This window comes from Amycolatopsis sp. NPDC039088 (assembly GCF_055598845.1).
The window spans coordinates 1-26,547 of record NZ_JBVKAE010000012.1 but is presented as its reverse complement, the minus strand read 5'-3'; the positions used below and the strand labels follow the sequence as shown (position 1 = coordinate 26,547).

25 protein-coding genes and 1 pseudogene are annotated in these 26,547 nt (G+C 68.3%); 13 read left to right on the top strand and 13 right to left on the bottom strand.

The annotated features are described in order from the left end of the window. Positions 1-417: a TIGR03668 family PPOX class F420-dependent oxidoreductase gene (locus ACZ7KI_RS17285; RefSeq protein ID WP_470274107.1), complete on the top strand. Its 417-nt coding sequence runs from the start codon at positions 1-3 to the stop codon at positions 415-417. A gap of 675 nt (positions 418-1,092) precedes the next feature. Here ACZ7KI_RS17285 and mptB read toward each other — a convergent pair. The 6 genes from mptB to ACZ7KI_RS17255 form a co-directional block, all read right to left on the bottom strand. Beyond that, entirely contained in the window at positions 1,093-2,655 is a 1,563-nt protein-coding gene (gene mptB / locus ACZ7KI_RS17280; protein ID WP_470274106.1) for a polyprenol phosphomannose-dependent alpha 1,6 mannosyltransferase MptB, read from the bottom strand. 83 nt (positions 2,656-2,738) lie between these two features. Continuing rightward, complete coding sequence (gene nikE / locus ACZ7KI_RS17275; RefSeq protein WP_470274105.1) at positions 2,739-4,388, bottom strand: nickel ABC transporter ATP-binding protein NikE; 1,650 nt, start codon at positions 4,386-4,388, stop codon at positions 2,739-2,741. Further along, positions 4,385-5,290, bottom strand: a complete 906-nt coding sequence (locus ACZ7KI_RS17270; RefSeq protein ID WP_470274104.1) for an ABC transporter permease — start codon at positions 5,288-5,290, stop codon at positions 4,385-4,387. Before ACZ7KI_RS17270 ends, nikE begins: the two co-directional genes overlap by 4 nt. Continuing rightward, entirely contained in the window at positions 5,287-6,318 is a 1,032-nt protein-coding gene (locus tag ACZ7KI_RS17265) for an ABC transporter permease (protein WP_470274103.1), read from the bottom strand. Before ACZ7KI_RS17265 ends, ACZ7KI_RS17270 begins: the two co-directional genes overlap by 4 nt. A gap of 9 nt (positions 6,319-6,327) precedes the next feature. Then, complete coding sequence (locus ACZ7KI_RS17260; protein ID WP_470274284.1) at positions 6,328-8,115, bottom strand: ABC transporter substrate-binding protein; 1,788 nt, start codon at positions 8,113-8,115, stop codon at positions 6,328-6,330. A 401-nt stretch (positions 8,116-8,516) separates the two neighbouring features. Continuing rightward, a complete protein-coding gene (locus tag ACZ7KI_RS17255) occupies positions 8,517-10,307 on the bottom strand; it encodes a hypothetical protein (RefSeq protein WP_470274102.1) in 1,791 nt (596 codons plus the stop codon). Positions 10,308-10,418: 111 nt separating this feature from the next. On the opposite strand from ACZ7KI_RS17255, the gene ACZ7KI_RS17250 reads away from it, so the two are divergent. Genes ACZ7KI_RS17250 through ACZ7KI_RS17240 form a run of 3 tightly spaced genes read left to right on the top strand, consistent with a single transcriptional unit; the run spans position 10,419 to position 12,132 of the window. Continuing rightward, on the top strand, positions 10,419-10,769 hold the full coding sequence (locus ACZ7KI_RS17250) for a cupredoxin domain-containing protein (protein WP_470274101.1): 351 nt from the start codon (positions 10,419-10,421) through the stop codon (positions 10,767-10,769). Then, positions 10,766-11,989 carry a hypothetical protein gene (locus ACZ7KI_RS17245; RefSeq protein ID WP_470274100.1) on the top strand — a complete coding sequence of 408 codons (1,224 nt, stop codon included), beginning with the start codon at positions 10,766-10,768 and terminating at the stop codon, positions 11,987-11,989. Before ACZ7KI_RS17250 ends, ACZ7KI_RS17245 begins: the two co-directional genes overlap by 4 nt. Further along, complete coding sequence (locus tag ACZ7KI_RS17240) at positions 11,986-12,132, top strand: hypothetical protein (RefSeq protein WP_162835874.1); 147 nt, start codon at positions 11,986-11,988, stop codon at positions 12,130-12,132. The genes ACZ7KI_RS17245 and ACZ7KI_RS17240 overlap by 4 nt, the downstream gene beginning before the upstream one ends. 5 nt (positions 12,133-12,137) lie before the next feature. On the opposite strand, the gene ACZ7KI_RS17235 is transcribed toward ACZ7KI_RS17240, so the two are convergent. Both ACZ7KI_RS17235 and ACZ7KI_RS17230 read right to left on the bottom strand, forming a co-directional pair. Continuing rightward, positions 12,138-12,572: a VOC family protein gene (locus tag ACZ7KI_RS17235; protein ID WP_470274099.1), complete on the bottom strand. Its 435-nt coding sequence runs from the start codon at positions 12,570-12,572 to the stop codon at positions 12,138-12,140. A 24-nt stretch (positions 12,573-12,596) separates the two neighbouring features. Next, positions 12,597-13,145, bottom strand: coding sequence for a TetR/AcrR family transcriptional regulator (locus tag ACZ7KI_RS17230; RefSeq protein ID WP_470274098.1), 549 nt, complete (start codon positions 13,143-13,145; stop codon positions 12,597-12,599). Positions 13,146-13,236: 91 nt separating this feature from the next. Between ACZ7KI_RS17230 and ACZ7KI_RS17225 the strand changes: the two genes are divergently transcribed. Both ACZ7KI_RS17225 and ACZ7KI_RS17220 read left to right on the top strand, forming a co-directional pair. Next, positions 13,237-13,521: an antibiotic biosynthesis monooxygenase gene (locus ACZ7KI_RS17225; protein ID WP_470274097.1), complete on the top strand. Its 285-nt coding sequence runs from the start codon at positions 13,237-13,239 to the stop codon at positions 13,519-13,521. Next, complete coding sequence (locus tag ACZ7KI_RS17220; protein ID WP_470274096.1) at positions 13,518-14,096, top strand: DUF2867 domain-containing protein; 579 nt, start codon at positions 13,518-13,520, stop codon at positions 14,094-14,096. The genes ACZ7KI_RS17225 and ACZ7KI_RS17220 overlap by 4 nt, the downstream gene beginning before the upstream one ends. A 41-nt stretch (positions 14,097-14,137) precedes the next feature. Here the strand turns inward: ACZ7KI_RS17220 and ACZ7KI_RS17215 are convergent, their stop codons facing one another. After that, the gene (locus ACZ7KI_RS17215) at positions 14,138-14,584 is read right to left on the bottom strand and encodes a winged helix-turn-helix transcriptional regulator (RefSeq protein ID WP_470274095.1); all 447 of its coding nucleotides are present in this window, start codon (positions 14,582-14,584) and stop codon (positions 14,138-14,140) included. Positions 14,585-14,672: 88 nt separating this feature from the next. On the opposite strand from ACZ7KI_RS17215, the gene ACZ7KI_RS17210 reads away from it, so the two are divergent. From ACZ7KI_RS17210 to ACZ7KI_RS17200, 3 genes are all read left to right on the top strand, one after another. Then, positions 14,673-15,854 (top strand): thiolase family protein, encoded by a 1,182-nt coding sequence (locus ACZ7KI_RS17210; protein ID WP_470274094.1) that lies wholly within the window; start codon positions 14,673-14,675, stop codon positions 15,852-15,854. After that, the gene (locus ACZ7KI_RS17205; RefSeq protein ID WP_470274093.1) at positions 15,851-16,888 is read left to right on the top strand and encodes a 4Fe-4S binding protein; all 1,038 of its coding nucleotides are present in this window, start codon (positions 15,851-15,853) and stop codon (positions 16,886-16,888) included. Before ACZ7KI_RS17210 ends, ACZ7KI_RS17205 begins: the two co-directional genes overlap by 4 nt. A 67-nt stretch (positions 16,889-16,955) precedes the next feature. Next, entirely contained in the window at positions 16,956-17,843 is an 888-nt protein-coding gene (locus ACZ7KI_RS17200) for a sigma-70 family RNA polymerase sigma factor (protein ID WP_470274283.1), read from the top strand. A gap of 72 nt (positions 17,844-17,915) precedes the next feature. Here the strand turns inward: ACZ7KI_RS17200 and ACZ7KI_RS17195 are convergent, their stop codons facing one another. The 4 genes and pseudogenes from ACZ7KI_RS17195 to ACZ7KI_RS17180 all read right to left on the bottom strand — a co-directional run bounded on the left by ACZ7KI_RS17195 (position 17,916) and on the right by ACZ7KI_RS17180 (position 22,401). Continuing rightward, complete coding sequence (locus ACZ7KI_RS17195) at positions 17,916-18,995, bottom strand: glycoside hydrolase family 5 protein (protein WP_470274092.1); 1,080 nt, start codon at positions 18,993-18,995, stop codon at positions 17,916-17,918. Between the two features lie 167 nt (positions 18,996-19,162). Beyond that, the gene (locus ACZ7KI_RS17190) at positions 19,163-19,765 is read right to left on the bottom strand and encodes a CGNR zinc finger domain-containing protein (protein WP_470274091.1); all 603 of its coding nucleotides are present in this window, start codon (positions 19,763-19,765) and stop codon (positions 19,163-19,165) included. 145 nt (positions 19,766-19,910) lie between these two features. Next, positions 19,911-20,756 (bottom strand): LLM class flavin-dependent oxidoreductase, encoded by an 846-nt coding sequence (locus ACZ7KI_RS17185; RefSeq protein WP_470274090.1) that lies wholly within the window; start codon positions 20,754-20,756, stop codon positions 19,911-19,913. 90 nt (positions 20,757-20,846) lie between these two features. After that, a pseudogene (locus ACZ7KI_RS17180) lies at positions 20,847-22,401 on the bottom strand (ABC-F family ATP-binding cassette domain-containing protein). A gap of 282 nt (positions 22,402-22,683) precedes the next feature. On the opposite strand from ACZ7KI_RS17180, the gene ACZ7KI_RS17175 reads away from it, so the two are divergent. From ACZ7KI_RS17175 to ACZ7KI_RS17160, 4 genes are all read left to right on the top strand, one after another. After that, positions 22,684-23,280, top strand: coding sequence for an Rv1733c family protein (locus ACZ7KI_RS17175; protein WP_470274089.1), 597 nt, complete (start codon positions 22,684-22,686; stop codon positions 23,278-23,280). Between the two features lie 42 nt (positions 23,281-23,322). Continuing rightward, positions 23,323-24,150: a M55 family metallopeptidase gene (locus tag ACZ7KI_RS17170; protein WP_470274088.1), complete on the top strand. Its 828-nt coding sequence runs from the start codon at positions 23,323-23,325 to the stop codon at positions 24,148-24,150. After that, the gene (locus ACZ7KI_RS17165; protein WP_470274087.1) at positions 24,143-25,438 is read left to right on the top strand and encodes a M20/M25/M40 family metallo-hydrolase; all 1,296 of its coding nucleotides are present in this window, start codon (positions 24,143-24,145) and stop codon (positions 25,436-25,438) included. The genes ACZ7KI_RS17170 and ACZ7KI_RS17165 overlap by 8 nt, the downstream gene beginning before the upstream one ends. Before the next feature lie 237 nt (positions 25,439-25,675). Continuing rightward, positions 25,676-26,547 (top strand): DUF222 domain-containing protein (locus tag ACZ7KI_RS17160; protein ID WP_470274086.1); only part of this gene is annotated, 872 nt, incomplete at its 3' end.

Sequence of the window (26,547 nt, the reverse complement as noted above, 5' to 3'; positions counted from 1 at the left end):
ATGCGGTTGTCCCCGGAGGAAGCCCGCGCCCGGTTCGAGGGCGAGCGGATCGCGAGGCTGGCGACGACGGGGGCGGACGGCGTGCCGCATCTGGTCCCGGTGACCTTCGTCGTCGAAGGGGATTCGGTGGCCTTCGCGATCGATCACAAGCCGAAGAGCACGACAGCGCTGCGACGGCTGAAGAACATCGCCGAGAACCCGATGGTCAGCTTCTTGACCGACCACTACGACGAGGACTGGGCCGGACTGTGGTGGGCGCGGGCCGACGGGGTCGCCAGGGTGCTGACCGATCCCGGCGAGCAGGCGCTGCCGGTGCGGCTGCTGCGGGAGAAGTATCCGCAGTACGAAGAGCAGCCGCCCCCGCACGCGGTCGTGAGCACTCTCGTCCACACTTGGCGAGGATGGCGGGCTTCTTAGCTTTCTTTGGCGTTGTTGCCGTGAAACGGCAACAACGCCATTGCCACGCCGTATAGGTCGTTATACATTTTACGGGCCTGGGTATCTACGGCGGGCGAGCCCGGCAATGGCCCGGGTCGCGAAGGACTCCTTGGCGACCACTGACTTGTTGACCTACTGGTGGAGTTGTCACACCAGTAGGTCGGTGCGTTTTGAGTGTGGATGACGCTGGACGTCCCCGCTCCCCCACTCTCGGCTTCGCACCGGGCACCCGACCGAGGTGCCCTTGATCAGCCGGCCCGTCGAATCACCGCTCCTCTGGCGACCAGACGTAGGCACACAAAATCCGAGGCCACTTTGAGGGACTCAGAGCCCCTCAAAGTAAGCGAACGCGTCATGGCGGACCCGACGGGAGCGGGCTCACGCAAGGGCCTCACCCGGCACTTGACTGTCCATAGGGACACTTTTTGAGACAATTGCGCCCGGTTTGGGCGAGTTGCACGGTTTCGCGAGGGGGTCGAGAGTGATTTGGGTCGTTCTAACCCTCATTATCACTCACGACCCCACGCGGAAACATACATAGCGGCATCAATCAGACACTCAATCGACCGGCAAGGTCCCTTGTGGACACTGAAGCGCCGCTGGCTTCCAGAATCAGGCCCGGCCCTACCTCGGCTCGTCCGCCACCGGCGCGTATCAGGAGGAGCGAGGGGCCTCCGCGGGCAGGAACTGCTCCACCGGCTTCCCCCGCCAAGCGGCGATGATCCCCAGCGGATCCGGCCGCAGCAGCGAGGCGGCCGCGTAGACACTCGCGGCGACGACCCCGGCCATGAACCACCAGTCGTACAGCGCCTGCTCCCCTGTCGGGTAGTACACCAGCGTCACGAACACCGAGACCGCGACGACGACGGCGAGGTTACGGCGGCGCCACTCGAAGGCAGAAAGGACCACGAAACCCCAGGTCAGGTACCACGGCAGCGACGGCGGCGGGACGATCGCGCCGGCCAGCAGGACGATCGCCATCCGGTGGATCGCCGGGTTCCCGCCGTTGCGCGCGAGCCACCATTGGCGGCCGGCGAAGACGAACAGACCGATCATCGCGATCGCCCGGAACACGGTGACGAACGGCGAGACTTCGACGTCGATCACCAGGTTCACCAGCGAGTAGACGATCTCGCCGATCCCGGTCGGGAAGTTCATCCAGTTCGCGATCAGCGTCGGCGCCTTGAGGCCGGTGAGCCAGCCGAGGTTCACCGAACCGAGCGAAATCCAGGTTCCCGCGACGAACACCGGCAAGAAGATCCCGACCGACGCCGCCCCGGCGCGGAAGAAGTTGACCACCTTCCGGTCGCCGGGCAGGTGGTTCGCCCACACCCAGACCAGGAACGGCAGTGCCCAGGCGGCGGTCGGCTTGATCAGCATGCCGATGGTGACCAGGACGATCGCGAGGACGTGCTTGCGCTCCAGCGCGGCCAGTACCCCGATGGTGAGGAAGCCCAGCATCAGCAGGTCGTTGTGCGGACCGCCGACGAGGTGGATGACCGTCATCGGGCTGGCGATGGCGAGCCACAGCGTGATCGGCAGCTTGCCGCCGAGATGCTTGACCAGCCGCGGCAGTGACCACAGCATGCCGATCAGGCCGATCATCAGCACGAGCCTGGTCGCGATGACCCCGGCGATCATGTCGTTGCCGGTGACCGAGACGATTCCCTTGGCGACCAGCAGGAACAGCGGGCCGTACGGCGCGGGCGTGGTCTGCCACAGCGGGTGCACGTTCTGCACGACGTCCGGCAGCACGACCAGTTCGGCCGGGCCGTTGGCGTATGGATCGAGGCCGTTCAGCAGCTGCGCGCCCTGCGCGAGGTAGGAGAAGACGTCGCGGGTGAACAGCGGCGGCGACACCAGCAGGGGCGCCATCCAGCAGGCCGCCGCGATCACGATCGGACGGCTGCCGATCCGGCCGGCGAGCGCGTAGCGGCCTAACCGGACCCACGCCCAGATGATCAGCCCGAAGCCGAGGTAGAGCATCGCGTTGGCCAGGAGACGGCCGTGGCCGTAACGGATCCACGACAAGGGCCCGTGGCCCAGGATCGGGTCACGGACGAGGATGCCGCCCGCGCCGAGCGCGGCCAGCATCAGCAGCGTGCTGCCCACGGTTCCCATCGCGATCGTGCGGTACGGGAAGCGGGAAGGCACCCGGAGCCGCTCGCCGAGCGAACCGGCCGAGGGCGTCTGCTGGGGGTCTGTCGTGGTCACCATTTCGAGATTGGAGGTTACACACCGCGCCTGTGCGTGTGCGCGGCAATGGGTATTTCCCGCGTTGGACACGGGTTTCCCGTCGGTCAGCGGTCCGCCGCCGCCCGCTGAGCGGTACCTCCCGGCAACGCGGCGAGCAGCGACTTCGTGTACTCGTGCTTCGGGTCCAGCAGGACCTCTTCCACGGTACCGACCTCCACCAGCTCCCCGCGGTACATGACCGCGACCCGGTCGGCGATGTTCCACGCCAGCCCCAGGTCGTGCGTGATCACGAGCCCAGCGAGACCCAGCTCACGCCGCAGGCGCAGCAGCAGCGCGAGGATCTCCCCGCGCACCGACGCGTCGAGCGACGCCACCGGTTCGTCGGCCACGACCACGCCGGGGTTCAGCGCGAGCGCGCCCGCGATGACCACGCGCTGCCGTTGCCCGCCGGACAACTCGTGCGGGAGCCGGTCGAGGAACTTCTCCGCCGGCCGCAGTTCGGCCGCTTCGAGGGCCTTGATGACGATCTCGTGCTCGCTCGCGCCCATGCCGTGGATGCGTGGGCCTTCCGCGACGGCCTCGTACACCGTGTGGTTCGGGTTCAGCGCGCTGGTCGGGTCCTGCAGGACCAGCTGGACCTGCCGCCGGTACGCCTTGAGCCCGGCTCCGCCCAGCGGGACGGGCTTGCCGTCGTAGCGCACCGCCCCGGAGTCGGGTTTCTGCAGCCCGAGCAGCGTCCGGGCGAGGGTCGTCTTACCGGAGCCGGACTGGCCGACCAGCGCGACGATCTCGTCCTTCCGCACCTGGAGACTCACTCCGGCGACGGCGTTGATCCGCTTGCCGGTGCGGTCGCGGAAGCTGACGCGCAGGTCCTCGGCCTCCAGGAGCGCGGGCTGGTCACCGGCGCGTTCCGGCTCCGGCGGCAGTGGCGTGCTGGTGGCGGGCGCGAACCGTGAAGCCGGATCGCCGACGGTCGGGAACGCGGCCGCCAGCGCCTTGCTGTGTTCGTGCCGCGGCGCGTTCATCAACTCCGCGCTCGGCCGTTCTTCGACGATCTCGCCGTCGTACATCACCGCGATCCGGCGGCAGGTCGCGGCGAGCACCGACAGGTCGTGGCTGATCATGATCAGCCCGATCCCCTGCTCGGCGACCAGCCTGCCGAGCAGGGCGAGTACCTGGGCCTGGACGACGACGTCGAGTGCGGTGGTCGGCTCGTCCGCGATGATCAGCCGCGGCGAGCAGGCCAGCGCCATCGCGATCATGACGCGCTGCTTCTGACCGCCGGACAGCTCGTGCGGGTACGCCCCGGCGCGGCCGGGCGGCAGGTCGACCTGTTCGAGCAGTTCGGCGACTCTGGCCTCGATCTCAGCGTCCGAGGGCGCCTTTCCACCCGGTGGATGCAGGCGGATCGGCTCGGCGATCTGCTCGCCGATCTTGCGGACCGGGTTGAGCGCGTGCATCGCGCCCTGGAACACGACCGAGGCCTCGGCCCAGCGCACCGCCCGCAGCCTGCCCCACTTCATGGCCGTGACGTCTTCGCCGTCCAGCAGGATCTCCCCGCTGATCTTCGCCGACCGCGGGAGCAGCCGCAGGACACTCATCGCGACGGTCGACTTCCCCGACCCCGACTCCCCCGCCACCCCGAGGGTGTCGCCGGGTTCGAGCACCAGGTCGACGCCCCGGACGGCGGCGACCTCGCCGCTGCCGGTCGTGTAGGTGACACCGAGGTTCTTCAGTTCCAGCAAGGGGCTCATGAGTGCTGTCCCTTCAGGCGCGGGTTCAGCACGGTCTCCAGCGCGCGTCCGACGAGGGTGAAGGCGAGGACGATCACGACGATCGCGATACCCGGCGGCAGCAGGTTCCACCAGGCGCCCTTGCTGATCGCGCCGTTGTTCAGCGCGGTCTGCAACATGGTGCCCCAGGAGATGGTGTTCGGGTTGCCGACACCGAGGAAGGCCAGCGTCGCGTCCGCGATGACCGCGTTGCCGACGACGAGGGTGGTGTTGGCCAGCACGAGCGGCATGACACCGGGCAAGACGTGCTTGCCGATAACGTGCAGGTGACCGCCGCCGAGCGCCTTCGCGCGCTCGATGTACGGGCGGCCCTCGATCGTCAGTGTCTGTGCCCGGACCAGCCTCGCGGTGCTCGGCCAGGCGGTGACGCCGATGGCGACGATCACCGTCATGGCACCCTGCTCCAGCACCGAAGCCAGCGCCACGGCGAGGACGAGCGACGGCAGTACCAGGAAGAAGTCGGTGAACCGCAGCAGCAGCGCGGACGACCATCCTCTGAAGTGCGCGGCCGCGATCCCGACGAGCGTGCCGATCAGTACCGAGAGGAGTGCCGCCGAGAAGCCGGTGAGCAGCGAGATCCGCGCGCCCCAGAACGTCATCAGCAGCACCGAGCGGCCGTCGATCTCCGTACCGAGCCAGAACTCCGCGCTGGGCGGGGTCAGCGAACCGCCGGTGGCCTTGGTGACGTCGAGGCCGGACTCGTCCGAGATCACCGGCGCGAGGATGGCCAGCACCGTGATGATCGCGAGGAACGCGAGGCCGAAGACACCCGCCTTGTTGGTGGTGAACTCGTGCCAGTGTTTCGCCACGGCCGCGCGACGGCGGCGCCAGACGATCGAACCGGGTTTTTCCGCTGTCGTCATGCCGTCCGCACCCTGGGGTCGAGCACGCGGTAGAGCAGTTCCGCGAGCAGGTTCATCAGCACCACCGCGCCGGCGAGCGTGACGAAGACGCCTTGCAGCACAGGAAGGTCCGGGCCGCGAAGCGCTTCGTAGAGCAGCTGCCCGAGACCTGGCCAGCTGAACACGGCCTCGACCGAGACCGCACCCGAGACCACCATCCCGAACTGCATGAACACCAGCGTCACCGTCGGGAGCAGGGCGTTGGGAACCGCGTGCCGCTTGCGCACGAGGTCGTCCCGCAGTCCCTTGGCCCGCGCGGTGGTGAGGTAGTCCGAATTCATCTCACCGATCAACGACGAGCGCATGACCAGCATGTACTGGGCGTAGAACACCACCAGCAGGGTCACGCACGGCAGCACCAGATGGTGGAGGACGTCGAGCCCTTCGCTGAAGAAGCCCGGCTCGGCGTCCGGGGAATGCATGCCCCGGCTGGGAAAGAGGCCGTTCGTCGCGACGAGCAGCATGAGCCCGAGCCAGAACTGCGGTACCGACCACAGGGTCAGCGCGAGTCCTGTTTGGACCTTGTCGAACCTGCTCCCCCGGCGCCAGCCCGCGCGAATGCCGAGCCAGAGGCCGAGCGCGATCGCGAGCACGGTCGCGCTGCCGACGAGCAGAATGGTCGGCCACAGCCGCTCGCCGATCAGGTCCATGACCGGACGCTTCAGCAGATAGGAATCGCCCATGGTGCCGCGGAACAAGCCGACGACGTAGTCCCAGAACTGCCGCAGCAGGGGCTTGTCCACGCCCATCTTCTCTCGCAGCTCCGCCATCTGCACCGGATCCGTCGGCCGGTCACGGACCATGAACCGCACGGGATCACCGGGCAGCGTCCGGAACAGGAAGAAGCCGAGGACGACGACGAGCGCGAGGCTCGCCAGCGCGCCGCCGATCTTGGAGAGGACGAACCGCGTGGTGCCGGTCCCGCCTCGGTGCTCGTCGGGGTCGACGAGCACCGAGGTCTGGTCGAGAGAACTGAGTGCCTCGCTCAACGCTGTCCTTTACTCCCGGTCTTCGGCGGACTTGCCGCGCCGTCCGAGCAGCACACCGCCGCCGACGAGCACCACGAGCACGACCGCGCCGATGCCGATCCACAGTCCGGTGTTGCTTCCGCCGTCGTCGGAGCTCGCGGCGGCCGCGTCGGCGGGGGTGGCGCCGTAGACGCCCCAGTACCCGGACTGCTCGAGGATCGCGCCGTCGGGCTGCGGCTGCTTGGTGAACGAGGCGAACTTGTCCGAGCGGTAGGCCTCGAGCACGTTGTCGTAGTCCAGGACGACGTCGACGTACTGGCTCGCCAGCACGGCCTGTGCCTGCTTGACGATTTCGGCGCGCTTGGCCGGGTCGAACTCGGTCAACTGCTTCTTGTACAGCTCTTCGAACCGCGGGTCGCAGAAGAACGTCGCCGAGGTCCCGCCGTTGCCCTGTGCGTTCGGACGGGCGGCGCAGGTGTTGAGCGACAGCGCGTAATCCGGGTCGGGCGAGGTGCCGTAACCGGAGATCGCGAGGTCGTAGTTGCCCGCGGTGGTGCGGTCGTCGAGTTCGTCGTCGGAAACGAGTTCCTGCTTGACGCCGATGCCGACGTCCTTGAGCCAACCGGAGACGAACTGGGCGGTCCGCTGGTCGAACGGGCGGTTCGCGTGGCCGGCGAGGCGGAACTCCAGCTTCGCGCCACCAGGGGCGACCCGGATGCCGTCGGCACCCTTGGTGAAGCCCGCCTGGTCGAGCGTGGCGTTCGCCGCGGCGATGTCGAACTTGGTCTTCTCCGCCTCGGACGGGCTCCAGGTGTAGGCCTTGTAGATCGCGGGCACGACACCGGTTCCGGGCTGGCCGTAGCCGCTCATCACCTTCTGGACGATGGACTCGGTGTCGATGGCCTGCGCGATCGCCTTGCGGACGCGAATGTCCTTCAGCAGCGGGTTGCCGTCACCGATCGGCTGCTCGGCGACGTTCTTCACGCCGAAGTTGATGATGAGCTCGTTGTACCGGCGGCCGGGTGCCTTGTTCGTGGTGATGTTCTTCTCGCCCTTGAGCGCGTCGAACTGCGTCGGGGTGAGCCGGTTGATGACGTCGACCTCGCCCTGCTTGAGCGCGTTCACCGCCGCCTCGGCGTCCTTGAACTGCAGCAGCTGCAGTTCGTCGACCTTGGGCGCGCCGCGCCAGTAGTCCTTGTTCGCCTTGAACTTCACGAACTCGTTCTTCTTGTACTCGGTCAGCAGGTACGGGCCGCTGCCGACGCCGACGACGGCCATCTCGTCGGTCGAGGGTGCGTTGAGGTCCTTGATCGGTTCCCAGATGTGCTTGGGCACGATCGGGACGTCGAGCGCGGTCATGCTCGCCTGCGGCGTCTTCGTCTTGATGACGAGTGTCTTGTCGTCCGGTGCCGACACCGACGCGAAGTTCGTGACGTAGCTGCCGTTCGCGGTACGGGCGTTCTCGTCGTCGAGCATCCGCTGGAAGGTGTACGCGGGGTCCTGCGCGGTCACCGGCTTGCCGTCGGACCACTTCATCCCCTGGCGGATGGTGAAGGTCCAGGTGAGCTTGTCGTCGGAGGTCTTCCACGACTCCGCGACGCCGCCCGTGGGCTGCGTGTCCTCGGCCGAAGGCAGGGTCAGGAACTCGTAGTTGAACCGGCCGACCTGCGTCGCCGCCGACAGCGTGGCGGTGAAGGGGTTCAGGTGGTCGATACCGGTCGTGAGCGCCACCCGCAGCACCTTGCCCTGCTGCTGCGCCGTCGCGACCGGCGCGAAAGGCACCGTCGCGACCGCCGAAGCGGCAAGAACCGCGACCACGCGGAGACCGCGTCGTCGTCTGGGAAAACGCTCTGTGCGCACGAAGACCACCCCATCGAAATTCGCTGTGTGCCAACCCCCGAGGCGGAAAAGTAACCACATGTCGCGGTAACCGCGCAATGACTCGCCAATACCGATCGTGCACGGCGGACGCCATCGCGTGGTCGACAGCTACTTTGCGTTCGAGCCCAGTAGCGTTGAGTCACCAATTCGGCGCGTGAAGTGGGAACACGTGCGGTGTCCTGGGTATTCAAGGGAACCGTGCTTGCAAAAGGCTTGCGCCCGATGATGCTCAATCGATACGCGCGAACGAAGTGGGAGCAAAGCGTTTCGTCCTCTGGATGCGGTACTTGCGCAACGCAACTACCGCATCCAGAGGACGAATCGCGACAGGAGGAAGGTCAGCCGACGGAGACCTCACGCCGCCGCGCGCTGGCCGCGGCCGCGTAAAGCCACGCGAACAGCGCCCACATCCCGGCGAAGATCAGCCCGACGACGGCGTAGGCGACCGTCCACAGCACGGTGGGGGTATCGGACTTCCGTTCCCGCTGGAGGAACTCGATCTCGGACATGAACACCCGCGGGCCGGACGCCGCGTCGATCGACGGCGCGTTCGCGGCCGGGTCGGCGGGCGCGTAGATCGGGGCGAGCCCCATCATCCGGTTCGGCACGTGCACCCGGATCCCGGTCTTCCACTGGCCGAACACCGGCAGCGGCTGCGCCGTGCGGTAAACGCCCTCGCCGATCTTCTCCAGCGGCGCCGTGAAGAAGTCGCCACCCTGCCAAGCGAAGCCGTTCAACCAGACGGAGTCGTCGGCCAGGTCGGGCCGGGAGATCGTGACGGTCGCGTCAACCCATCGGGGCGTGCCGCCACCGTGCGGATTCGAGATCGGCAGCCCGGTGGCGGCTTCGGTCAGCCGGACGTCCGCGGTGAACCCCGCTTCCGGGTCCTGCGGGACGGCGACCGCCGACATCAGGACGACCGCGCCCAGTGCGCCGACGAGCCCGATCGAGTGCCGGGGCCCGGTCGCGGGCACCTGGGTCGCCGTCTCCTCCACCCGTTCGTACTGCCAGACGCCGATGAACGCGCCCGCGAGTGCCGCGCCGGTTCCGAACAGGACGAACAACGGCAGATGGGCGGCCGGCCACGGATTCGGCATCAGCCACTGGGTGAACGCCGCTTCGGCGAGCATCCCGGCCGTCCCCACGAGCAGACCGGCGACAACGGCGAAGGAATACCCCTTCCTGCCGCGCAGCACCAGGGCGACGACCTCGATGATCACCGCTTCGGCGACGTACGGCAGCAGCGACGCCACGTGCAGGTCGGCGAACAGCGGGATGACGGTGAACGACGCACGCGAGGCGAGGAAGACCACGACCACGATCAGCGCGCCGCCGGGGCCCCAGGACAGCCGTCCGTAGGTCAGCGTCCAGGCACCGATCAGGCCGACGAGCACGACCTGCGACAACATCGGGAACTGCGGCACGCCGAGGTCGAACTCCATCAGGAACGCCGACGCGCCCATCATCCAGGCGCCGGCGAGCACCGGCCCGAGCAGGCGCACGATCGGTCCGGTCGCGCCGACCTGGCGGGCTTCGCCGAGCAGCAGCTGCAGACCGAGGACGACGCAGACGCCGCCGCCGATCATCAGTACGTGCGTGGGTCCCCATTCGGTGACGTCCTGGCCGAACAGGCGGTGCCAGACGTCATCGAGCGGGAAGCCCGCGATGCCGACCAGACCGGTCGCCATCATCTGGATGGAGCCCATCGGGGCGCGCCAGTGCGGGCCGATGCGGAAGGTGCGCTTCGGCAGATCCTTGGTCGCCAGGGTCGCGCTGAGCACGCCACTGGCGAAGATGCCCATCAGTCCGAAGTAGATCGGGTAGTGCGACGGATTCGCGAGCGGTCCTTCGTCGCGGCCGAGTTCCATGTGGATCGGCACGTCCCAGTAGACGCCGATCAGCGCCGACATCCCGGAGAGGAAGGCGACGACCATCGGCAGCGCCGCCCAGCGTGGCAGCCCGCTGAATTCACCCGTCCAGTCGGCGACGCGACCGACGACGGTGCGCTTTCCCGCGCGCTCACGGAGGACGAAGACAGCCAAGGGAAGGAAGACCGCGGTGAACATCAGGCCCGCGATGACGATCTGCCCGAATTGCGCGCCGCCGGCAGGCGGGCTCTCCTGAGCCATGAACACCGTGCTCGCCTTCCTGCTAACCTAAGTAACTGTTACCTTGGGGTAACACGATAGGGGCAAGGTCCCGGACAGGCAAGCCGGGGCGTACGACTTGGAGGGACCTCGATGCGGAGGATCGGCGGGATCTGCGGGATCACCGTGGCCGCGCTGCTGGCCGTGACGGGCTGTTCGGAACCGACCCAGCAGACCGGCGCCCGGACCGTGAAATTCTCGATCACCGAGGGCAAACGCACGGCGGGCCCGGAAGAGGTCGCGGTGCGTACCGGCGAGAACGTCGCGCTGGAAGTCACCTCCGACCAGGCGGACGAACTGCACGTCCACGGCTACGACAAGGCCGCCCAGCTCGCCCCCGGGATTCCGGGAACCGTCGCCTTCACCGCGAACATCGACGGGATCTTCGAGGTGGAACTGCACAAGAGCGGCGCGGCGGTGACCAAGCTCCGGGTGAGCGGATGATCCTGGCGCACGGTCTCGGCGGCCGGTCCGATCTGCCGGTCCCGCTGTGGCTCGCGCTCTACGCGGGAGCGGCGGCCGTGATGGTCTCCTTCTTCGCGCTCACCGTGTTCTGGAAGGAGCCCAGACTCCGCGGCGCCGACGCCGGCCGCGCGCTTCCCCGTGGTCTGCAACGGTTCGCCGACAGCGCGTTCCTCCGGGTGGTGTTGCGCGGGCTCGGCGTGATGCTGTTCGCGGGCTTTCTCGTGATGGCCTGGGCAGGCCCCGCCAGTTCGGCCGAGAACCCGGCTCCGGCCTGGTTCTACGTCTGGTTCTGGGTCGGCCTGGTCCCGCTTTCACTGGCGTTCGGCCCGATCTGGCGGCGACTCAATCCACTGAGGACGATCGCGTCGCTGATCCCTCTCCGCCATCGCGAACTCCCGGACAGGTGGGGTTATCTGCCCGCGATCGTCGGCCTCCTGGCGTTTCTTTGGTTGGAACTGGTCTTCCCTCACTCCGACTCGCCGCGTGCGATCGCCCTGTCCAGCACCGTGTACGCCGTTATACACATTGCGCTCGGCGTGGTGTTCGGTTCGCGGTGGTTCGACCGTGGCGACGCTTTCGAGGTCTACGCGCGCCTGATCGCGCGCCTCTCCCCTTTCGGCAGACGAGCCGATGGGCGGCTCGTCTGCCGAAACCCGCTGGACGGGTTGCTCACCCTCTCCCCCGCGCCCTGGCTGACCGCGCTGGTTCTCGTGGTGCTGGGCTCGACGGCGTTCGACGGTCTGACCCGGCTCCCGTTCTGGACGTCGCTGGACGCCGGCGTTTTCGACGGCACCGCCGGGCTCGCGGCCTGTATCGCGCTCACCTACGGCGCTTACGCGGGCGCCATCAGCCTGACCAGGCCCTATCTGCGCCGCGGGTTCGACCCGTATCCCGCGTTCGCGCCGTCCTTGATCCCGATCATGGTCGGGTACACGGTCGCGCACTACTTCTCGTTCGCGGTGTTCTCCGGGCAGCAGGGCTTCGGCCGCGCGATCGATTACACGGTCGTCTCGACGGGCGTGATCGCGCTGGTGCAGATCGCCGGAATCGTCGCCGGGCACGTGCTGGCCGTAACCTCGGCACATGATCGTTCCGTCGGCGTGCTCCGCGCGAACTACGTCAAGGTGGGCCAATACCCGATGCTGGCACTGATGATCGGCTACACCGCGCTCGGGATCGCGCTGGTCTCCGGCTCATGACCATCGCGGCGCGGGTGATGATGATGCACCAGGGCGGCTGGGACGAGATCCTCATCTTCGTCGGCCCCGTGGTGATCATCGGGCTGCTCATCTACGTCGCGCGCAAGCAGGTCCCGACGACTCCCGAAGAGGACGACGAGTAGGCGGCTCAGTCGAGGCAGAACTCGTTGCCCTCGATGTCCTGCATGACGATGCACGATTCGTTCTCGTCGTCCGCGAGCATCACCCGCTCACACACCGCGCCGAGCGCTACCAGCCGGTCGCGCTCCGCCTCGAGTACGGCGAGGCGCTCGTCACCCACGAGCCCGGTGCCCGCCCGCACGCAGAGGTGCACCCGGTTCTTGACGACCTTGCCTTCGGGTACGCGCTGGAAGTACAGCCGCGGGCCCACCCCGGTGGGATCGCTGCAGGCGAACGACTGGCCCCGTTCCTCGGGCGGCAGGGTGCGCTCGTACTCGTCCCAGGTGGCGAACCCCTCCGGGGGCGACGGCACGACGTAACCCAATATCTCGCACCAGAATCGCGCGACCCGCTGGGGATCCGCGCAGTCGAAGGTGACCTGGAACTGTTTGACCGACGCCATCCGTCCACCTTAGTGGCGCGCGTACTAGCCCTTGAGCAGCAGGGTCCCGGCGAGTTCGGTGACCTCGTCGCGAGTGCGTCCGCCGTGGTCGGCGGCCATGAAATGCTTGCCGACGAGCAGCGAGAACGCCAGCAGGCAGCGGGCTTCGACCTCGTCCTCGTCGGTGAAGATCTCGCGCATCAGGGACCGCAGGTAGTCCATCCGCTGGTTGTCGACCCGCCTGAGCCGTTCGGCGACGCCGGGATCACGGCGGGACCAGTCGCGGATGGCGAGGTCGACCGCCAGGACCCGCTCGGTGATGAGCATGCCCGCCCGACGGATCTTCGCCTTGGCGTCGCCGCCTTCGCGCTCGACGCTCGCGATCAGTTCGCCGGTGCTCGTCCGTTCCCAGGTGGCCAGCATTTCCTCGATCAGCGCGCCGCGGTCGGCGAAATGCCCGTAAAAGCCGCCTTTGGTGACTCCCAGCGTCTTCGCGAGCGCCTCGACGCGGACGGCGCCAGGACCTCCGGCGGCCAGCGCGCGCAGCCCCGCCTCGATCCACGCTTGCGGCGGTGTCCGGGTCTCTGCGGCCATGTGATCACCGTATCTCCCGTCACGCCGTCACCACGACAGCGATATATACGCTACCGTATAGATGGCGGAACGCACTGGGAGGAACAACGACATGACTGTCGGCTTCGTAGCAACGCACTACCCGCACACCGACCATCACGACGCCTTCATCTCGCGGGTCCAGCGGGTCGCCGAGGTGCTGCGCTCCACGCCGGGCTGCCTCGGCGCCGAATGCTGGGTCACCGCCGGCGGCGACGCCGTAGTGTCGATCGCACGCTGGGAATCCGAAGCGGCACAAGCAGCTTCGATGCGAGCACTGGGATCGGCCGAAGTAGACGTCACCTTCGACGACCGCGAGGTGCGCCCCCGTGAGATCGTCCAGCTGGTGTCGGCGTGAAACTCGCGAACACGGCCCATACGACGCGCTCGTGGCGAATCCACGAGATCGCGGGCGACTTCGACCTCGAAGACGTCTGGGCGCTCGGCACTCCCGGCGGCCCCGACGACTTTCCCAAGCTCGTCAAACAGTTCTCGTCGGGGAATTTCCCGGACGGCGCCCCGGCGATCGTCCGCGCACTGTGGTCGCTGCGGTGGAAGCTGGGCGCGCTGTTCCGGTTGGACAAACGGGATTCCGGTCTCGACACCCGGGTCGGTTCACTCCGCGACCGGCTGCCGGAAGACCTCCGCGACACACCCACCGGCCCCGACGAGGACTGGTTGCCGTTCACCCCGGTCTATCGGCTGGACGACGAATTCGCCGCGGAGATGGCGAACCGGACCATGCACGGCGTCCTGCATCTCGCGTGGATCGAGGACGAGCCGGGGCGGTATCGCGGTCAGCTGGCGGTGCTGGTCAAACCCAACGGCCGGTTCGGCCGGGCGTACATGGGGTTCATCAAGCCGTTCCGCTACCTGTTCGTCTATCCCGCGCTGATGCGCATGATCGAACGGGAGTGGAAGGCTCGCTCCTGAAGCCTCGTGAGTGGTGATGACGTCAGAAGCGTCATCACCACTCACGAGGCCCGGACGCGCCGCGTACTCCGCACCAGCGTCATGTCCTTCTCCCGCACCGGTTCGCGGCAGTGCGCGCACACCGTCTCCGGCGCGAGTTCTTCCCCGCACGCGTGCCGCCACACCGTCGGCGGCGGCCCTTCCGTGACGTACTTGTCGCCCCACGCCATGAGGTTCAGCAGCACGTGGTTGAGCGCGTGCCCCGCCTCGGTGAGCACGTACTCGTATCGCGGCGGATGCTCCTCGTAGAGCCGTTTCTCGAGGATTCCCGCCTCGACGAGTTTGCGCAGCCGCGCGGTCAGGATGTCCCGGCTCGCCCCGGTGTTGCGGACGATCTGGTCGAACCTCCGCGCCCCGAAGAACACCTCGCGCAGCGCGAGCAGGCTCCAGCGCTCGCCGATCACCTCCATCGCGTTGGCGATCGAGCAATCCCTCGGTCCTTCGGTCATGCGACCAGCGTAAACCCAGTGAGTCTTGATTTCCAACCCACTCGATGTCAGAGTGAGTTGGAAATCCCAACTCTCCCAGGAGGCAGTCGTGCACGACGCGGTGATCGTGGACGCCGTCCGCACCCCGATCGGCAAGGGCAAGCCCGGCGGCGCCCTGCACGAGATCCACCCGGTCCAGTTGCTGGCCCACACCTTGCGCGCCCTCGTCGGCCGCAACGGGCTCGACCCGGCGCTGATCGACGACGTCATCGGCGGCGCGGTCGACCAGGTCGGCGAACAGGCCCAGAACGTCACGCGATGGGCGGCGCTCGCGGCCGGGCTGCCCGAAACCGTGCCCGCGACCACCGTCGACCGGCAGTGCGGGAGCAGCCAGCAGGCCGTCCACTTCGCCGCGCAGGGCGTGATGGCCGGCGCCTACGACGTCGTCATCGCCTGTGGTGTCGAGTCGATGAGCCGCGTCCCGATGTGGTCGAACGTGCTGCCCGGCACCGATCCCCTCGGCCCCGGCGTCGCCGAGCGCTATCCGGAAGGCCTGGTACCGCAGGGGATCAGCGCCGAACTCATCGCCGCGAAGTGGTCACTCAGCCGCGAGGCGATGGACGAGTTCGCCGTGTCGTCGCACCGGAAGGCGGCCCGCGCGCACGAGCTCGGCCGGTTCGCGAGCCAGCTCGTGCCGATCGAGACACCGTCCGGCCTGGTCTCCACCGACGAGTCCGTCCGGCCCCGCACCGACCTCGAAACGCTCGCCAAGTTGCGCCCGGCCTTCCAGGATCCGGCCGTGGCCGCACGCTTCCCGCAGATCGACTGGTCGGTGACCGCGGGCAACAGCAGCCCGATCAACGACGGCGCCTCCGCCGTGCTCATCACCTCCAGCGAGACCGCCGCCAGGCTCGGCCTCCGGCCTCGCGCGCGCCTGCACAGTTTCGCTGTCACCGGCTCCGACCCGCTGCTCATGCTCACCGGTGTCATCCCGGCGACGGAGAAGGTGCTCCGGCGCGCGGGCCTGCGCCTGGCGGACATCGACCTGTTCGAGATCAACGAGGCGTTCGCCAGCGTCGTACTGGCATGGCAGCAGGAGACCGGGGCCGACCCGGCCAAGGTCAACGTCCACGGCGGCGCGATCGCGCTGGGTCATCCGCTCGGCGCGAGCGGCACCCGGCTGATGGGCACGCTGGTCAACGCCCTGCACCACCACGGCGCCCGCTACGGCCTGCAGGCGATGTGCGAAGGCGGCGGCCAGGCCAACGCGACCATCGTGGAGGCGCTGTGACCGACCGCCTGCCCAAGAAACTCGCGGCCCATCCATCGGTACAGGCCGTCCTCGCCAAACCGCGCGACAAGCCGTCCCCGGTGATCGACGCCGCCTGGCTCAAGGAGATCTGTCTCGCCGCGGGCGCCGACGACGCGGCCGCGGTCCCCTTGGACCATCCGGATCTGGCAGGTGAACGCGAACACGTACTGCGCGCGCTGCCCGGCACCAAGACCCTGGTCTCGCTCGTGGTGCGGATGAACCGCGACGACGTCCGCTCCCCCGCCCGCAGCGTCGCCAACCAGGAGTTCCACCGCGGCGGCGAGATCATCAACGAGGCCGGGCACACGATCGTCCGCGCGCTTCAGGACGCCGGCTACCGCGCGATCAACCCGTCGGCGACCTTCCCGATGGAAATGGAGAACTATCCCGGCCGGATCTGGGTGGTCGCGCACAAGACGGTCGCCGTCGCCGCCGGACTCGGTGCCATGGGGCTGCACCGCAACGTCATCCACCCGAAGTTCGGCAACTTCGTGCTCCTGGCGACGCTGCTGCTCGACGCCGAGGTGTCCACCCACGGCGAAGCCCTCGACTACAACCCCTGCCTGGAGTGCAAGCTGTGTGTCGCGGCCTGCCCGATCGGCGCGATCTCGAAGACCGGCGAGTTCGACTTCCTCGCCTGCTCGACACACAACTACCGCGAGTTCATGAGCGGTTTCACCGACTGGGCGCAGACCGTGGCCGACAGCGAGGACGCCGCCGACTTCCGGTCGAGGGTGACCGACTCGGAGAACGTGTCGATGTGGCAGAGCCTGGCGTTCAAACCGAACTACAAGGCCGCGTACTGCATGGCCGTCTGCCCGGCGGGCGAAGACGTGCTCGGCCCCTACCTCGACGACCGCCGCGGCTTCCTCGGAACCGTGGTCAAACCACTGCAGGACAAGGTGGAGACGCTGTACGTGCGCCCGGATTCGGCGGCGAAGGCCTACGCCGAACGCCGGTTCCCGCACAAGCCGGTGAAGGAGGTCGACGGCGGCTACCGGATGTCCCGGTGAGGCCCTGTCACATCCACGGTCCCCCCTCCGTCAGGGTTACGACGGACAGGGAAGAAGGATGGGGACCGTGGAAGAACACGACTGGCTGGCGCGGCGCTTCGAAGGGCACCGGACGCATCTGAGAGCGGTGGCGTACCGGATGCTCGGTTCGCTGAACGAAGCGGACGACGCCGTGCAGGAGGCCTGGTTGCGGCTCAGCCGGGACGGCGGTGAGGACGTCGACAACCTCGGCGGCTGGCTGACCACCGTCGTCGGCCGGATCTGCCTCGACATGCTGCGCTCGCGCAAGTCGCGGCACGAGGACCCGGTGGGCGCGCAGCTTCCCGACCCGATCATCGGCCGCGAGGGCGGGATCGACCCGGAGCACGAGATCCTGCTGGCGGACTCGGTCGGGCTCGCGCTCCTGGTCGTGCTCGACACACTGGACCCGGCCGAACGGCTCGCGTTCGTGCTGCACGACATGTTCGCCCTGCCGTTCGACGAGATCGCGCCGATCGTGGGCCGGTCGCCGGGCGCGACCAGGCAGCTGGCCAGTCGTGCCCGCCGCCGTCTGCAGGGTTCGCCGACCGTCCCCGACTCGGACCTGAGCCGTCAGCGGGAAGTCGTGGACGCGTTCTTCGCCGCCGCGCGGGACGGCGACTTCGACGCCCTCGTCTCCGTGCTCGACCCGGACGTCCTGCTCCGCGCGGAGGGCGGCGCGGCTCCGGCCGGCACCTCGCGCTCCGTACGCGGCGCGGCCACGGTCGCGAGCCAGGCGCTCATGTTCCGGCAGACCGGCGTGGGCGCGGTTCCGTTGCCCGTTCTGGTCAACGGTGCGGCAGGCATGCTCGTCACCAAGGACGGCGTTCCGCAGACACTCTTCGCCTTCACCGTCGTGGACGGGAAGATCGCGGAGATCGACATCCTCGCCGACCCGGACCGTCTCGCTTCGCTCGACTTCGAGCCGCTCGGCTGAAGTGTCATGAGGGGTCCCCATAGGACACTTTTCGTCCTATGGGGACCCCTCATGACGTGCGCGCTGCCGGGATCAGGAGGTCGGGAAGTCGTCCGCGGTGCGGATGCGGTCCCGGATCCAGACACCGGCGGGCTTCAGCGGAGCCGTGCCGGTGAAGGAGGAGCCCGAGCAGGTGCCCGGTTTGAACACCGCGCCCGAACGGCTGTCGTCGGAGAAGTTCCAGTTGGTCCAGCTGATCTTCTTCGAGGCCAGGAAGTCCAGGTACTTCTGGGAGTTGGTGAAGTCGTTGCCGCCGTCACCGCTCGCGGTCTGGGTGCCGAACTCGGTCACGAACAGCGGGATCTTGCCCGCGGCGCGGGTCAGCGCGTTGAAGTACTCGGTTTTGTGCGACGCCGCGTAGAAGTGGAACGTGTACATGAAGTTGCTCGCCCGCACCGGGTTGTTGATGATGTCGGTCTCGTCGCGGCCGTCGGAGATGCCGAGCGAGCCCCACCCGTGGGTGCCCACGAGCACGACGCCGTCGGAGTCCTGCGCGCGGATGACCGGGATCATCTGCTCCGCGTAGCTGCGGACGCGGTCCCAGCTGACGTTGTTGGGCTCGTTGGCGATGTCGTAGATGATGTTGGTCTTGTCCTTGTGCCGCTGCGCGATCTCGGTGAAGAACGTCTTCGCCCGGCTGAGGTTCGCGTTCGGGTCGCCAGGGGTGAGCTGGTGCCAGTCGACCAGGGCGTACATCCCGCGTTTGGTGGCTTCTTCGATGTAGGAGTGCACCATGTCGGTGAACTTGCGCGGGTTGGTCTCGTAGCCGCCTTCCTGGATGTACATCGAGATCCGGAGGACGTCGGCTTTCCAGTCATTGACGAGCGCGTCGAGCGACGCGGTCTTCACGCATTGGCTGTACCACTGGATTCCGTGGGTACTCATGCCTCGCAGCTGGATCGGCTTGCCCGCGGAGTTGCAGAGCTGGAGGCCGCAGACCTTCAGCTGTCGGTTGATCGCGGCCGGGCTGCCCGGCGGCAGTGCGGCGGCGGCCTGCGTTGCGGGTTCTCCTGCGGTCTCGGTCGCCATCGACGTGCTCGCGGCGGCGACCGGGGCCAGCAGTCCGGCGGCCAGTGCGGCCGTCACCCGGAGACGGATCTTGTCCCAACGCATTCGGCTTCTCCTCTCGCGTCAGCGGCACCGGCGTTGGCGCGCCGACGGTCAGGGCGGCGGGATTAAATAGGAAACTTTCCTTACTATTGGAAAGTAAAGGAGAGATTACCCACGGGATCGACGGACGGTCAAGACTTGACCACCGACGGTTTCGGCGTGCCGAGGGTTCACGGACCGGACCGGCGCACCCGAGCGCGGTACGCGGCGGCCTTGACCCGGTTCTGGCAGGCCAGCCCGCAGAACCGTTTGATCTGCGCCTGACTCGCGTCGATGTACACCTGATCGCACCGGGGCGCGGCGCACAGCCCCACCCGATGCGGGATGTGCTCGCCGAGCGCCGCGGCCACGGAGACGGCCAGACCCGCCGCCCATTGCTGGACGAGATCGGCTTCGGGACTGTGGAAGTGCAGATGCCACGACCGATCGTCGTGCCGATGCAGATGCGGGCGCGCCCGGCTGTCGGCGAGCATCCGGTTCAGCAGCCCGGCCGCGTCGTCGTGCTCGTCCCGGGACAGCGCCACGATGATCTCTCGCAGCCTCGACGCGACGTCTCGCAACCGTTCCGCCGCGAGGAGGTCGACCCGGCCGTTTCCCGGCCCGGCACCATCGAGCGTCTCCGTGGCGGCGCGGGCCAGATCGCGGCCGCCGAGCGGAGGTTTCGGCCTGCCGTGGACGTACTCCCCGGTCAGAGTGTTGATCAGCGCGACCGCGGTTTCCAGGTGCGTCGCGTGGTGGCCGTCGAGCTTCGCCCCGTCCTGCCTGTTAGGCATCGGTCCCCTCCCCGGCATCACCGGTTCACCGGATGCCGACGGTGACGCTACCAAAGGCGAGCTCTAACGCAAGGGCGGTGAAGTCATTCGGAGCAACGGAATCCAGCGAAGGAGGGCACCATTGTCCATTGAGGACAGACGGCGATCACCACCGCGGCGGGCCCGCGTCCACGATCTTCTGCGAAAGCTCCAGCGGATCGAGGTGCATCAGCGATTCCATCCACCACGTCATCCCGGCCTGCGCCAGCGCGGGCAGGTCCACCTTGATCGGTTCCTCCCACGCGGGACTCGCGTTCCCGGCGACCGCGACGTCGAACGGCCGTCCCGGTTCCAGCCCGGCCATGCCGAGCGCGCGGTGGGTCTCGGCGATCTCTTCGGCCGTCGGCGTGTGGTCCTCGGGATTGGGGAAGATCCCGTCGCACAGCGCCGCCCGCCGCACGACTCGGGGATTGTCGGTGGAACTCGCCACCCAGATCGGGATCGGATGCGGTTCGGGCGGCGACTCGGCCAGCGCCACCTGATAGTGCGCGCCGTCGTGGTCGAACCGCCTCCCGGACCAGATCGCTCGGATGACGTCGAGTCCTTCGTCGAACATCGCCGACCGGGTCAGCAGGTCGGTCTGCTCGCCGAACCGGCTGAAGTCACCGGATTCGTCCGAGCCGAGACCCGTGCCGAGGATCAGCCGCCCGCCCGAAAGCCTGCTGACCGTCGACGCGTGCCGCGCGACCACCCACGGACGGCGCCGTGCGGGCGGGGTGATCATCGGCCCGAACCGCAGTCCGGTGGTGGCGTGCGCGATCGCGCCGAGCGTCGTCCACGGATCCGCGATGGGCATCGTGTCCGCGACGACGTGGTCCCACAGAAAGAAACCGTCCCAGCCCGCCGCCTCCGCGCGGACAGCGAGGTCCACGAGCACCGCGGGCTCGCCGAACGGGCCGAAGGGTGGCAAGTAGACGGCATGGCGGACCGTGCTGCCGGTCAAGTCGATCATCTCCCCAACGTCATCGCGTCGGAGAAGGTTACGCCGAGTGCTCGCCTCGGTGTTCGCCGTCTCACCATGCGCGACACTTCCTCGTCCGCCTCAGACGGCGACCGGTTCGAATGCCAGCTCGAGCCGCCTGCCCCCGAACGTCCGCCGCATCCGCCGGTCGTGGGTGACGACGAGAGCGCCGGTGTACCGCTCCAGCGCCTGCTCCATCTCCTCCACCAGATCCGGGGCGAGGTGGTTGGTCGGCTCGTCGAGCAGCAGCAGGTCGGTCCCGGCCGTCACCAGCCGTGCCAGCTCCAGCCTGCGGCGCTGCCCGACCGAGAGGTCCTGGACCGGCTTGCGCAGATCCGGCGCCCGGAAGAGACCCAGCGACAGCAACGTCTCCGCGGCTTCTTCCTCGTCGCCGTCCGCCGCGAACGCCCGAAGCACTGTCGGCGTGTCACCCGCGAGGCCGCCGTTCTGCCGCAGGAACCCGATCCGGCCCGCCCGCTCAGCGGACCCGGTCGACGGCGTCAGCTCACCGGCGAGGACCCGCATGAGGGTGGTCTTGCCAGCCCCGTTGGGACCGGTCACGAGCACCCACGGGCCGACCGGCCTCCGCTTCCCCGGCGGCGATCCGCGCGGTGAACCGCAAGGGCCGCGGCGGACGCGGAACCGGATCGGCTTCGAGCCGCTGGATCCGCTCGCGGGCCGCCCGGATCCGGCTCATCGCCCCGTGTGCCCGAGAGCGGGCACGGAAGGCGCCTGCCCCGCTGAAGGCCGCCGGGGCCTTGCGCGGGATCGCGGAGAACCGATCGATGTTGGCGTCCGCCAGCGCTTCGTGCCGGGCTTTCTCCAGCCGCCACTCCTCGTATTCCCGGACCCACCTGGCCCGCGCCGCCTCCTTCGCCGCGAGATAACCCGCGTAGCCGTCGCCGTGCCGGTGCACGGTCCGGCGGTCGGCGTCGACCTCGAGGATCGTGGTGGTGACGCGGCTGAGGAAAGTCCGGTCGTGGGTGATCGCGACGAGCCTGCCGCGATGCCCGCGGAGGTGGTTCTCCAGCCAGGCGACGGCTTCGTCGTCGAGATCGTTGGTGGGCTCGTCCAGCAACAGCAGTTCGGGTGCCACCGCCAGCGTGGCGGCCAGCGCCAGCCGGGATCGCTGCCCGCCGGACAGCGTGCCCAGCGGCCGGCCGCGGTCGAGGCCCGGCTGTCCGAGTCCGTGCAGTGCCACCTCCACCCTGGCGTCGGCTTCATAGCCGCCGCGGGCTTCGTACGCGGCGGTGAGATCGCCGTAGGCTGCCAGGTCTTCCGCGGTTTCCAGCGACGCCTCGGCCGCCCGCAGCCGGGATTCCAGCTCCCGGATGTCGGCCAGCGCGAGGTCGATCGCCTCCCCGACCGTGGCGGTGGCGGGCAGGTCCAGCGTCTGCGGGAGATACCCGAGACCGCCTGGCGCGGTGACGGTCACCGTGCCGTTGTCCGCCTCCTCGCGACCGGCGATCAGCCTCAGCAACGTGGATTTACCGGAGCCGTTGTCGCCGATGACACCGGCCTTCTCCCCCGGTTTGACGGTGAAGCCGACCTCGTCGAGCACGACATGGTCGTCGAAACGTTTGGTGACACCGGAGAGCACGAGTTGTGTTCCGGGTTTTTTACACGGGGTACGCATAAGGGCGTCCTCCTGGATTCTCGGAAGGAAGAAGAGCGCGCGGAAGGACGCGGCCCGGCGGAGCGAAGGCTCTACGCCAGGGCCGCGTCGAAGGCGAGAATCACAGGAAGGACAAAGTTCCCATGGCCACGACGGTAGCCGGGAAGCGCGGACGGGCAAAACGAATTAACGGCTGTGTATCGCTTCACAGAGTGGTCTGTGTCCCCATACCGGGACAACGCCGCGCCGGTGACCGACAATCGAAACGGAGTGTTTCGTGTTCCGGAGGGAATGGAGTTGCTCGTGCACGGGTCCAGCGGTCCGATCGCCCGGTTCCGGCGACGGCTCTTTCCCGGCCACAACTCGCTCGCGCGCGCTTCGGACCGTATCGAGGCCTTGCTCCTGAAGCTCGTCATCCTCGCCGCGCTCCTCGCCGTCCCCGTCGCGGCCGCCGTCGGCTCGGCCAATCACGACAGGCAGGTGGCCGAGGCCGCCGCCGACGCGACCGGCCGCCAGGCCACCACCGCGTATCTGCTGAAGGCCGCGCCCGTCCGCATCGTCGACAGCGAGAGCGTGGGGACCGGCGACGCCACCACCGAGGCGGCCTGGACCGACTCACGCGGAGTCCGGCACACCGGCGGCGTCCTCGCCACACCCGGCAGCCCCGCCGGATCGCCGGTGCCGATCTGGGTCGACTCCCGCGGCGACCTCACCACCGCCCCGAAGACCGCCTCCACGGCCGTGTTCGATTCCGTGCTCGTCGGCCTCTGGCTCTGGTTCGCGGTGGTCGCCGCACTGGTCGTCCTCCACCGGGTCGTCCGGCTGGTACTGGACCGGCGCCGGGCCGCGGCGTGGGAGCGTGCCTGGGCTGTCTATCCACGTTCCGGTTCCTGGCCCTGATCGCGGCGGCGGGGGCAAAGCACCTCGGCTAGGGTGCCCGGCATGCGCATCATGATCTCGGCGGACATGGAGGGCGCCACCGGCGTCACCTGGACCGAGGACGTCATCCCCGGCACCGAACAGTGGCAACGATTCCGGCGCCTGTTCACCGGTGACGTCAACGCGACCATCGCCGGCCTGTTCGACGCGGGCGCCACCGACGTACTGGTCAACGAGGCGCATTCCTCCCAGCGGAATCTTCTGCTCGAAGACCTCGACGGCCGGGCGCGCATGCTCACCGGCAGGCACAAGCCGCTCTCGATGATGCAAGGGATCGAGACCGGCGTGGACGGGGTGGTCTTCCTCGGCTATCACGCCGGCGCCGGATTCGACGGCGTCCTCTCCCACACCTACCTGGAGAATCAGATCACCGGGGTGTGGCTCGACGACGTCCCCGCCAGCGAAGGCAGGCTCAACGCCGCGATGGCCGCCGAGTACGGCGTCCCGGTGCTGGTCGTCTCCGGTGACGACAAGGCCTGCGACGACGCCCAGGACTACGCCCCGGACGCGGAACTGGTCACGGTGAAGGAATGCGTCAGCCGCTACGCCGCGATCTGCCTTCCGCCCGCGAGGACCGCGGAGCTGCTGGCCTCGGCCGCGGCGGACTCGATGAACCGGGCAGGCCGGGTCGAGCGGTTCACCACAGGCCACCGGATCGAAGTCGAGTTCGACGCGAGTCACCTCGCGCAGGCCGCGGCGGTGATCCCGACGGTGGAACAGATCGGCGTCCGGCGAGTCGGCTTCGACGCGCCGGACATGACAGAAACGATGAAGGCGTTCAAGATCGTCACGGCGATCGCGGCCGGGGCGGTGCAAGGTATCTATGGCTGAGCTGGATGTTGTCGAGGTTTGTTCGCGGTTGATCCGGTTCGACACCACGAACCGCGGTAACGGGGATTCCGAAGGCGAGCGGGAAGCGGCCGAGTACGTCGCGTCGCTGCTGTCCGGGATGGGGATCGGCTCGAAGATCATCGAATCCGCGCCCCGGCGCGCGAACGTGATCGCCCGGGTCCCGGGCACCGACCCGAGCCTGCCCGCACTGCTCGTACAGGGGCATCTCGACGTCGTCCCGGCCGACGCCGCCGATTGGTCGGTGGACCCGTTCTCGGGCGAAATCCGCGACGGGTTCCTCTGGGGCCGCGGCGCGGTCGACATGAAAGACTTCTGCGCGATGGTGCTCGCCGCCCTCGCCACCGGTGCGCGACCGCGACGGGACCTGGTCCTCGCTTTCGTGGCCGACGAGGAGGACAAGGGCGAGTACGGCGCGCACTGGCTCGCCGCGACGCACCGGGACCTGTTCGACGGCTGCGCGGCCGCGATCAGCGAGTCGGGCGCCTACACCTACCACGTCCCCGCCGCCGACGGCCGGAGCGTGCGGCTCTATCCGGTAGCGACCGCCGAACGCGGCACCGCGCACCTGCGGCTGACCGCCAAGGGCCGCGCGGGGCACGGGTCGCGTCCCAACGACGAGAACGCGGTCACCCGCCTGATCACCGCGCTCGGCAAGATCGCCGCGCACCGCTGGCCCGTCCAGCTGACCCCGACGGTGCAGGCATTCCTGGAACGCACCGGGGAGGCGCTCGGCATCCCGGTCGATCTGTCCGATGTGGACGGAACGATCGCGCGGCTCGGACCGGCCGGGGCGCTGGTGGTCCCGACCGTCCGCAACAGCACGACCCCGACCATGCTCGACGCCGGCTACAAGGTGAACGTGATCCCGAGTTCGGCCGAGGCACAGGTGGACGTCCGCGTGCTGCCCGGCGCCGAACCCGCCCTGTTCGCCGAACTCGACGCGATGCTCGGCGAGGGCGTCACCCGCGAGTTCGTCGCGCACCAGCCACCGGTGCAGGCCCCGGTGGATTCGCCGTGGTTCGACGCCATGGCGGCCGCACTGCGGTCGGAGGACCCCGAAGCGGTCGTGGTCCCCTACTGCATGGGCGGCGGCACGGACGCGAAGGCGTTCAGCCCGCTGGGGATCGACTGCTACGGCTTCGCGCCGTTGTGGCTGCCGGAAGGTTTTCCTTACCGCGCTATGGCCCATGGAGTCGACGAGCGCGTCCCGGTCGAGGGGTTGCGGTTCGGTACGCGGGTGCTGCGGCACTTCCTGGAGAACTGCTGACGCGACTAACGTGAATCGTGGTTTGTGTGCCCGAACCAGTGGCGCAGCGATTCACATCCGCCACCCAGTCTGGAACCACGCCGCGAAGGCTCCTACACCCGCTACGCGTCCTTTAAGTATATTGCTCAGCGCAGTTGTTTGACGGTCCATTGTTCCCTATCGGGTGAAATGAGCCAGACGCGGCCACTACGCAAATCGCACTAGCACACCTGTTCGAACGCGGGTATCGTTGGAGTCGTGGCCAGCGAAAACAGTCCTCAGGCGGTGCGCTCCGAGTGGTGGCGTGCCGACACTGCGACGCTGCATGCCCGGAAGCAGGAAATCGAGGTTCTGAAGCGGCAATTGGAGGCGGAGCAATACGCGATCCTGGCGGAAATCAATTCCCGCGGTGTCCGTGGATGCTCCGGTCATTCCACTCTGGCTGCGCTGATCTTCGAGGACTTTCATGTCACGGACAAGGAAGCCGGAGTCCGCGCGGACCGGGTGCTGGCGTTGCATCCCGGACCGGCTATCGGCGGAGACCCCGAGCCGCCGCTGGCACCCTTGACGGCCGAAGCCGCGGCTGAAGGCGCGATCGGCGGCAGCCAGATCGACGCGATCATCCGCACCCTGTCGCGCATCCCCTCCACCGTCCCGGAAGAAGACGTGCGGGGCGGGGAGAAGATCCTCGTCGACCTCGCCCGCCACGCCGGACCACGACAAATCGCCCGCGCCGGACGACGCCTGTTGGACAAGCTCGACCCCAATGGGAAAGAGCCGCGGAGTGAGGATCCGAAAGACACCAGGCCGGAGTTGCGGTTCGTCAAGCACCGTGACGGCACCCTCGGCCTCAAAGCCAGACTCGACCTGGAAACGTATGCGCGGTTGAAGTCCGACCTCGATCCGATGGCGAAACCGCACAAGGCCATCGACGGGGTCCGCGACTCCCGCACTCACGACGAACGCTACGGCGATGCGTTCACCGACTATGTGCGGTTGAAGACGACCAGCCGGAATCTGCCCGGCCAGGCGGGCGAGGCCACCCACATCCTCGTCACCATGTCCTACGACGACCTCATGCGGGACCTCGGCGAAGCACACCTGGATCTCGTCGGGCCCATCAGCGCCAC

Bases quoted from the DNA above. Each gene is read 5' to 3' on its own strand.
- ACZ7KI_RS17195 (WP_470274092.1), bottom strand. From the start codon at position 18,995: ATGCGTTGGGACAAGATCCGTCTCCGGGTGACGGCCGCACTGGCCGCC.
- ACZ7KI_RS17235 (WP_470274099.1), bottom strand. From the start codon at position 12,572: ATGGCGTCGGTCAAACAGTTCCAGGTCACCTTCGACTGCGCGGATCCC.
- ACZ7KI_RS17245 (WP_470274100.1), top strand. From the start codon at position 10,766: ATGATCCTGGCGCACGGTCTCGGCGGCCGGTCCGATCTGCCGGTCCCG.
- ACZ7KI_RS17285 (WP_470274107.1), top strand. From the start codon at position 1: ATGCGGTTGTCCCCGGAGGAAGCCCGCGCCCGGTTCGAGGGCGAGCGG.
- nikE (WP_470274105.1), bottom strand. From the start codon at position 4,388: ATGAGCCCCTTGCTGGAACTGAAGAACCTCGGTGTCACCTACACGACC.
- ACZ7KI_RS17190 (WP_470274091.1), bottom strand. From the start codon at position 19,765: ATGCCTAACAGGCAGGACGGGGCGAAGCTCGACGGCCACCACGCGACG.
- ACZ7KI_RS17165 (WP_470274087.1), top strand. From the start codon at position 24,143: ATGGCTGAGCTGGATGTTGTCGAGGTTTGTTCGCGGTTGATCCGGTTC.
- ACZ7KI_RS17240 (WP_162835874.1), top strand. From the start codon at position 11,986: ATGACCATCGCGGCGCGGGTGATGATGATGCACCAGGGCGGCTGGGAC.
- ACZ7KI_RS17250 (WP_470274101.1), top strand. From the start codon at position 10,419: ATGCGGAGGATCGGCGGGATCTGCGGGATCACCGTGGCCGCGCTGCTG.
- ACZ7KI_RS17270 (WP_470274104.1), bottom strand. From the start codon at position 5,290: ATGACGACAGCGGAAAAACCCGGTTCGATCGTCTGGCGCCGCCGTCGC.
- ACZ7KI_RS17225 (WP_470274097.1), top strand. From the start codon at position 13,237: ATGACTGTCGGCTTCGTAGCAACGCACTACCCGCACACCGACCATCAC.
- ACZ7KI_RS17255 (WP_470274102.1), bottom strand. From the start codon at position 10,307: ATGGCTCAGGAGAGCCCGCCTGCCGGCGGCGCGCAATTCGGGCAGATC.
- mptB (WP_470274106.1), bottom strand. From the start codon at position 2,655: ATGGTGACCACGACAGACCCCCAGCAGACGCCCTCGGCCGGTTCGCTC.
- ACZ7KI_RS17185 (WP_470274090.1), bottom strand. From the start codon at position 20,756: ATGATCGACTTGACCGGCAGCACGGTCCGCCATGCCGTCTACTTGCCA.
- ACZ7KI_RS17170 (WP_470274088.1), top strand. From the start codon at position 23,323: ATGCGCATCATGATCTCGGCGGACATGGAGGGCGCCACCGGCGTCACC.
- ACZ7KI_RS17215 (WP_470274095.1), bottom strand. From the start codon at position 14,584: ATGACCGAAGGACCGAGGGATTGCTCGATCGCCAACGCGATGGAGGTG.
- ACZ7KI_RS17230 (WP_470274098.1), bottom strand. From the start codon at position 13,145: ATGGCCGCAGAGACCCGGACACCGCCGCAAGCGTGGATCGAGGCGGGG.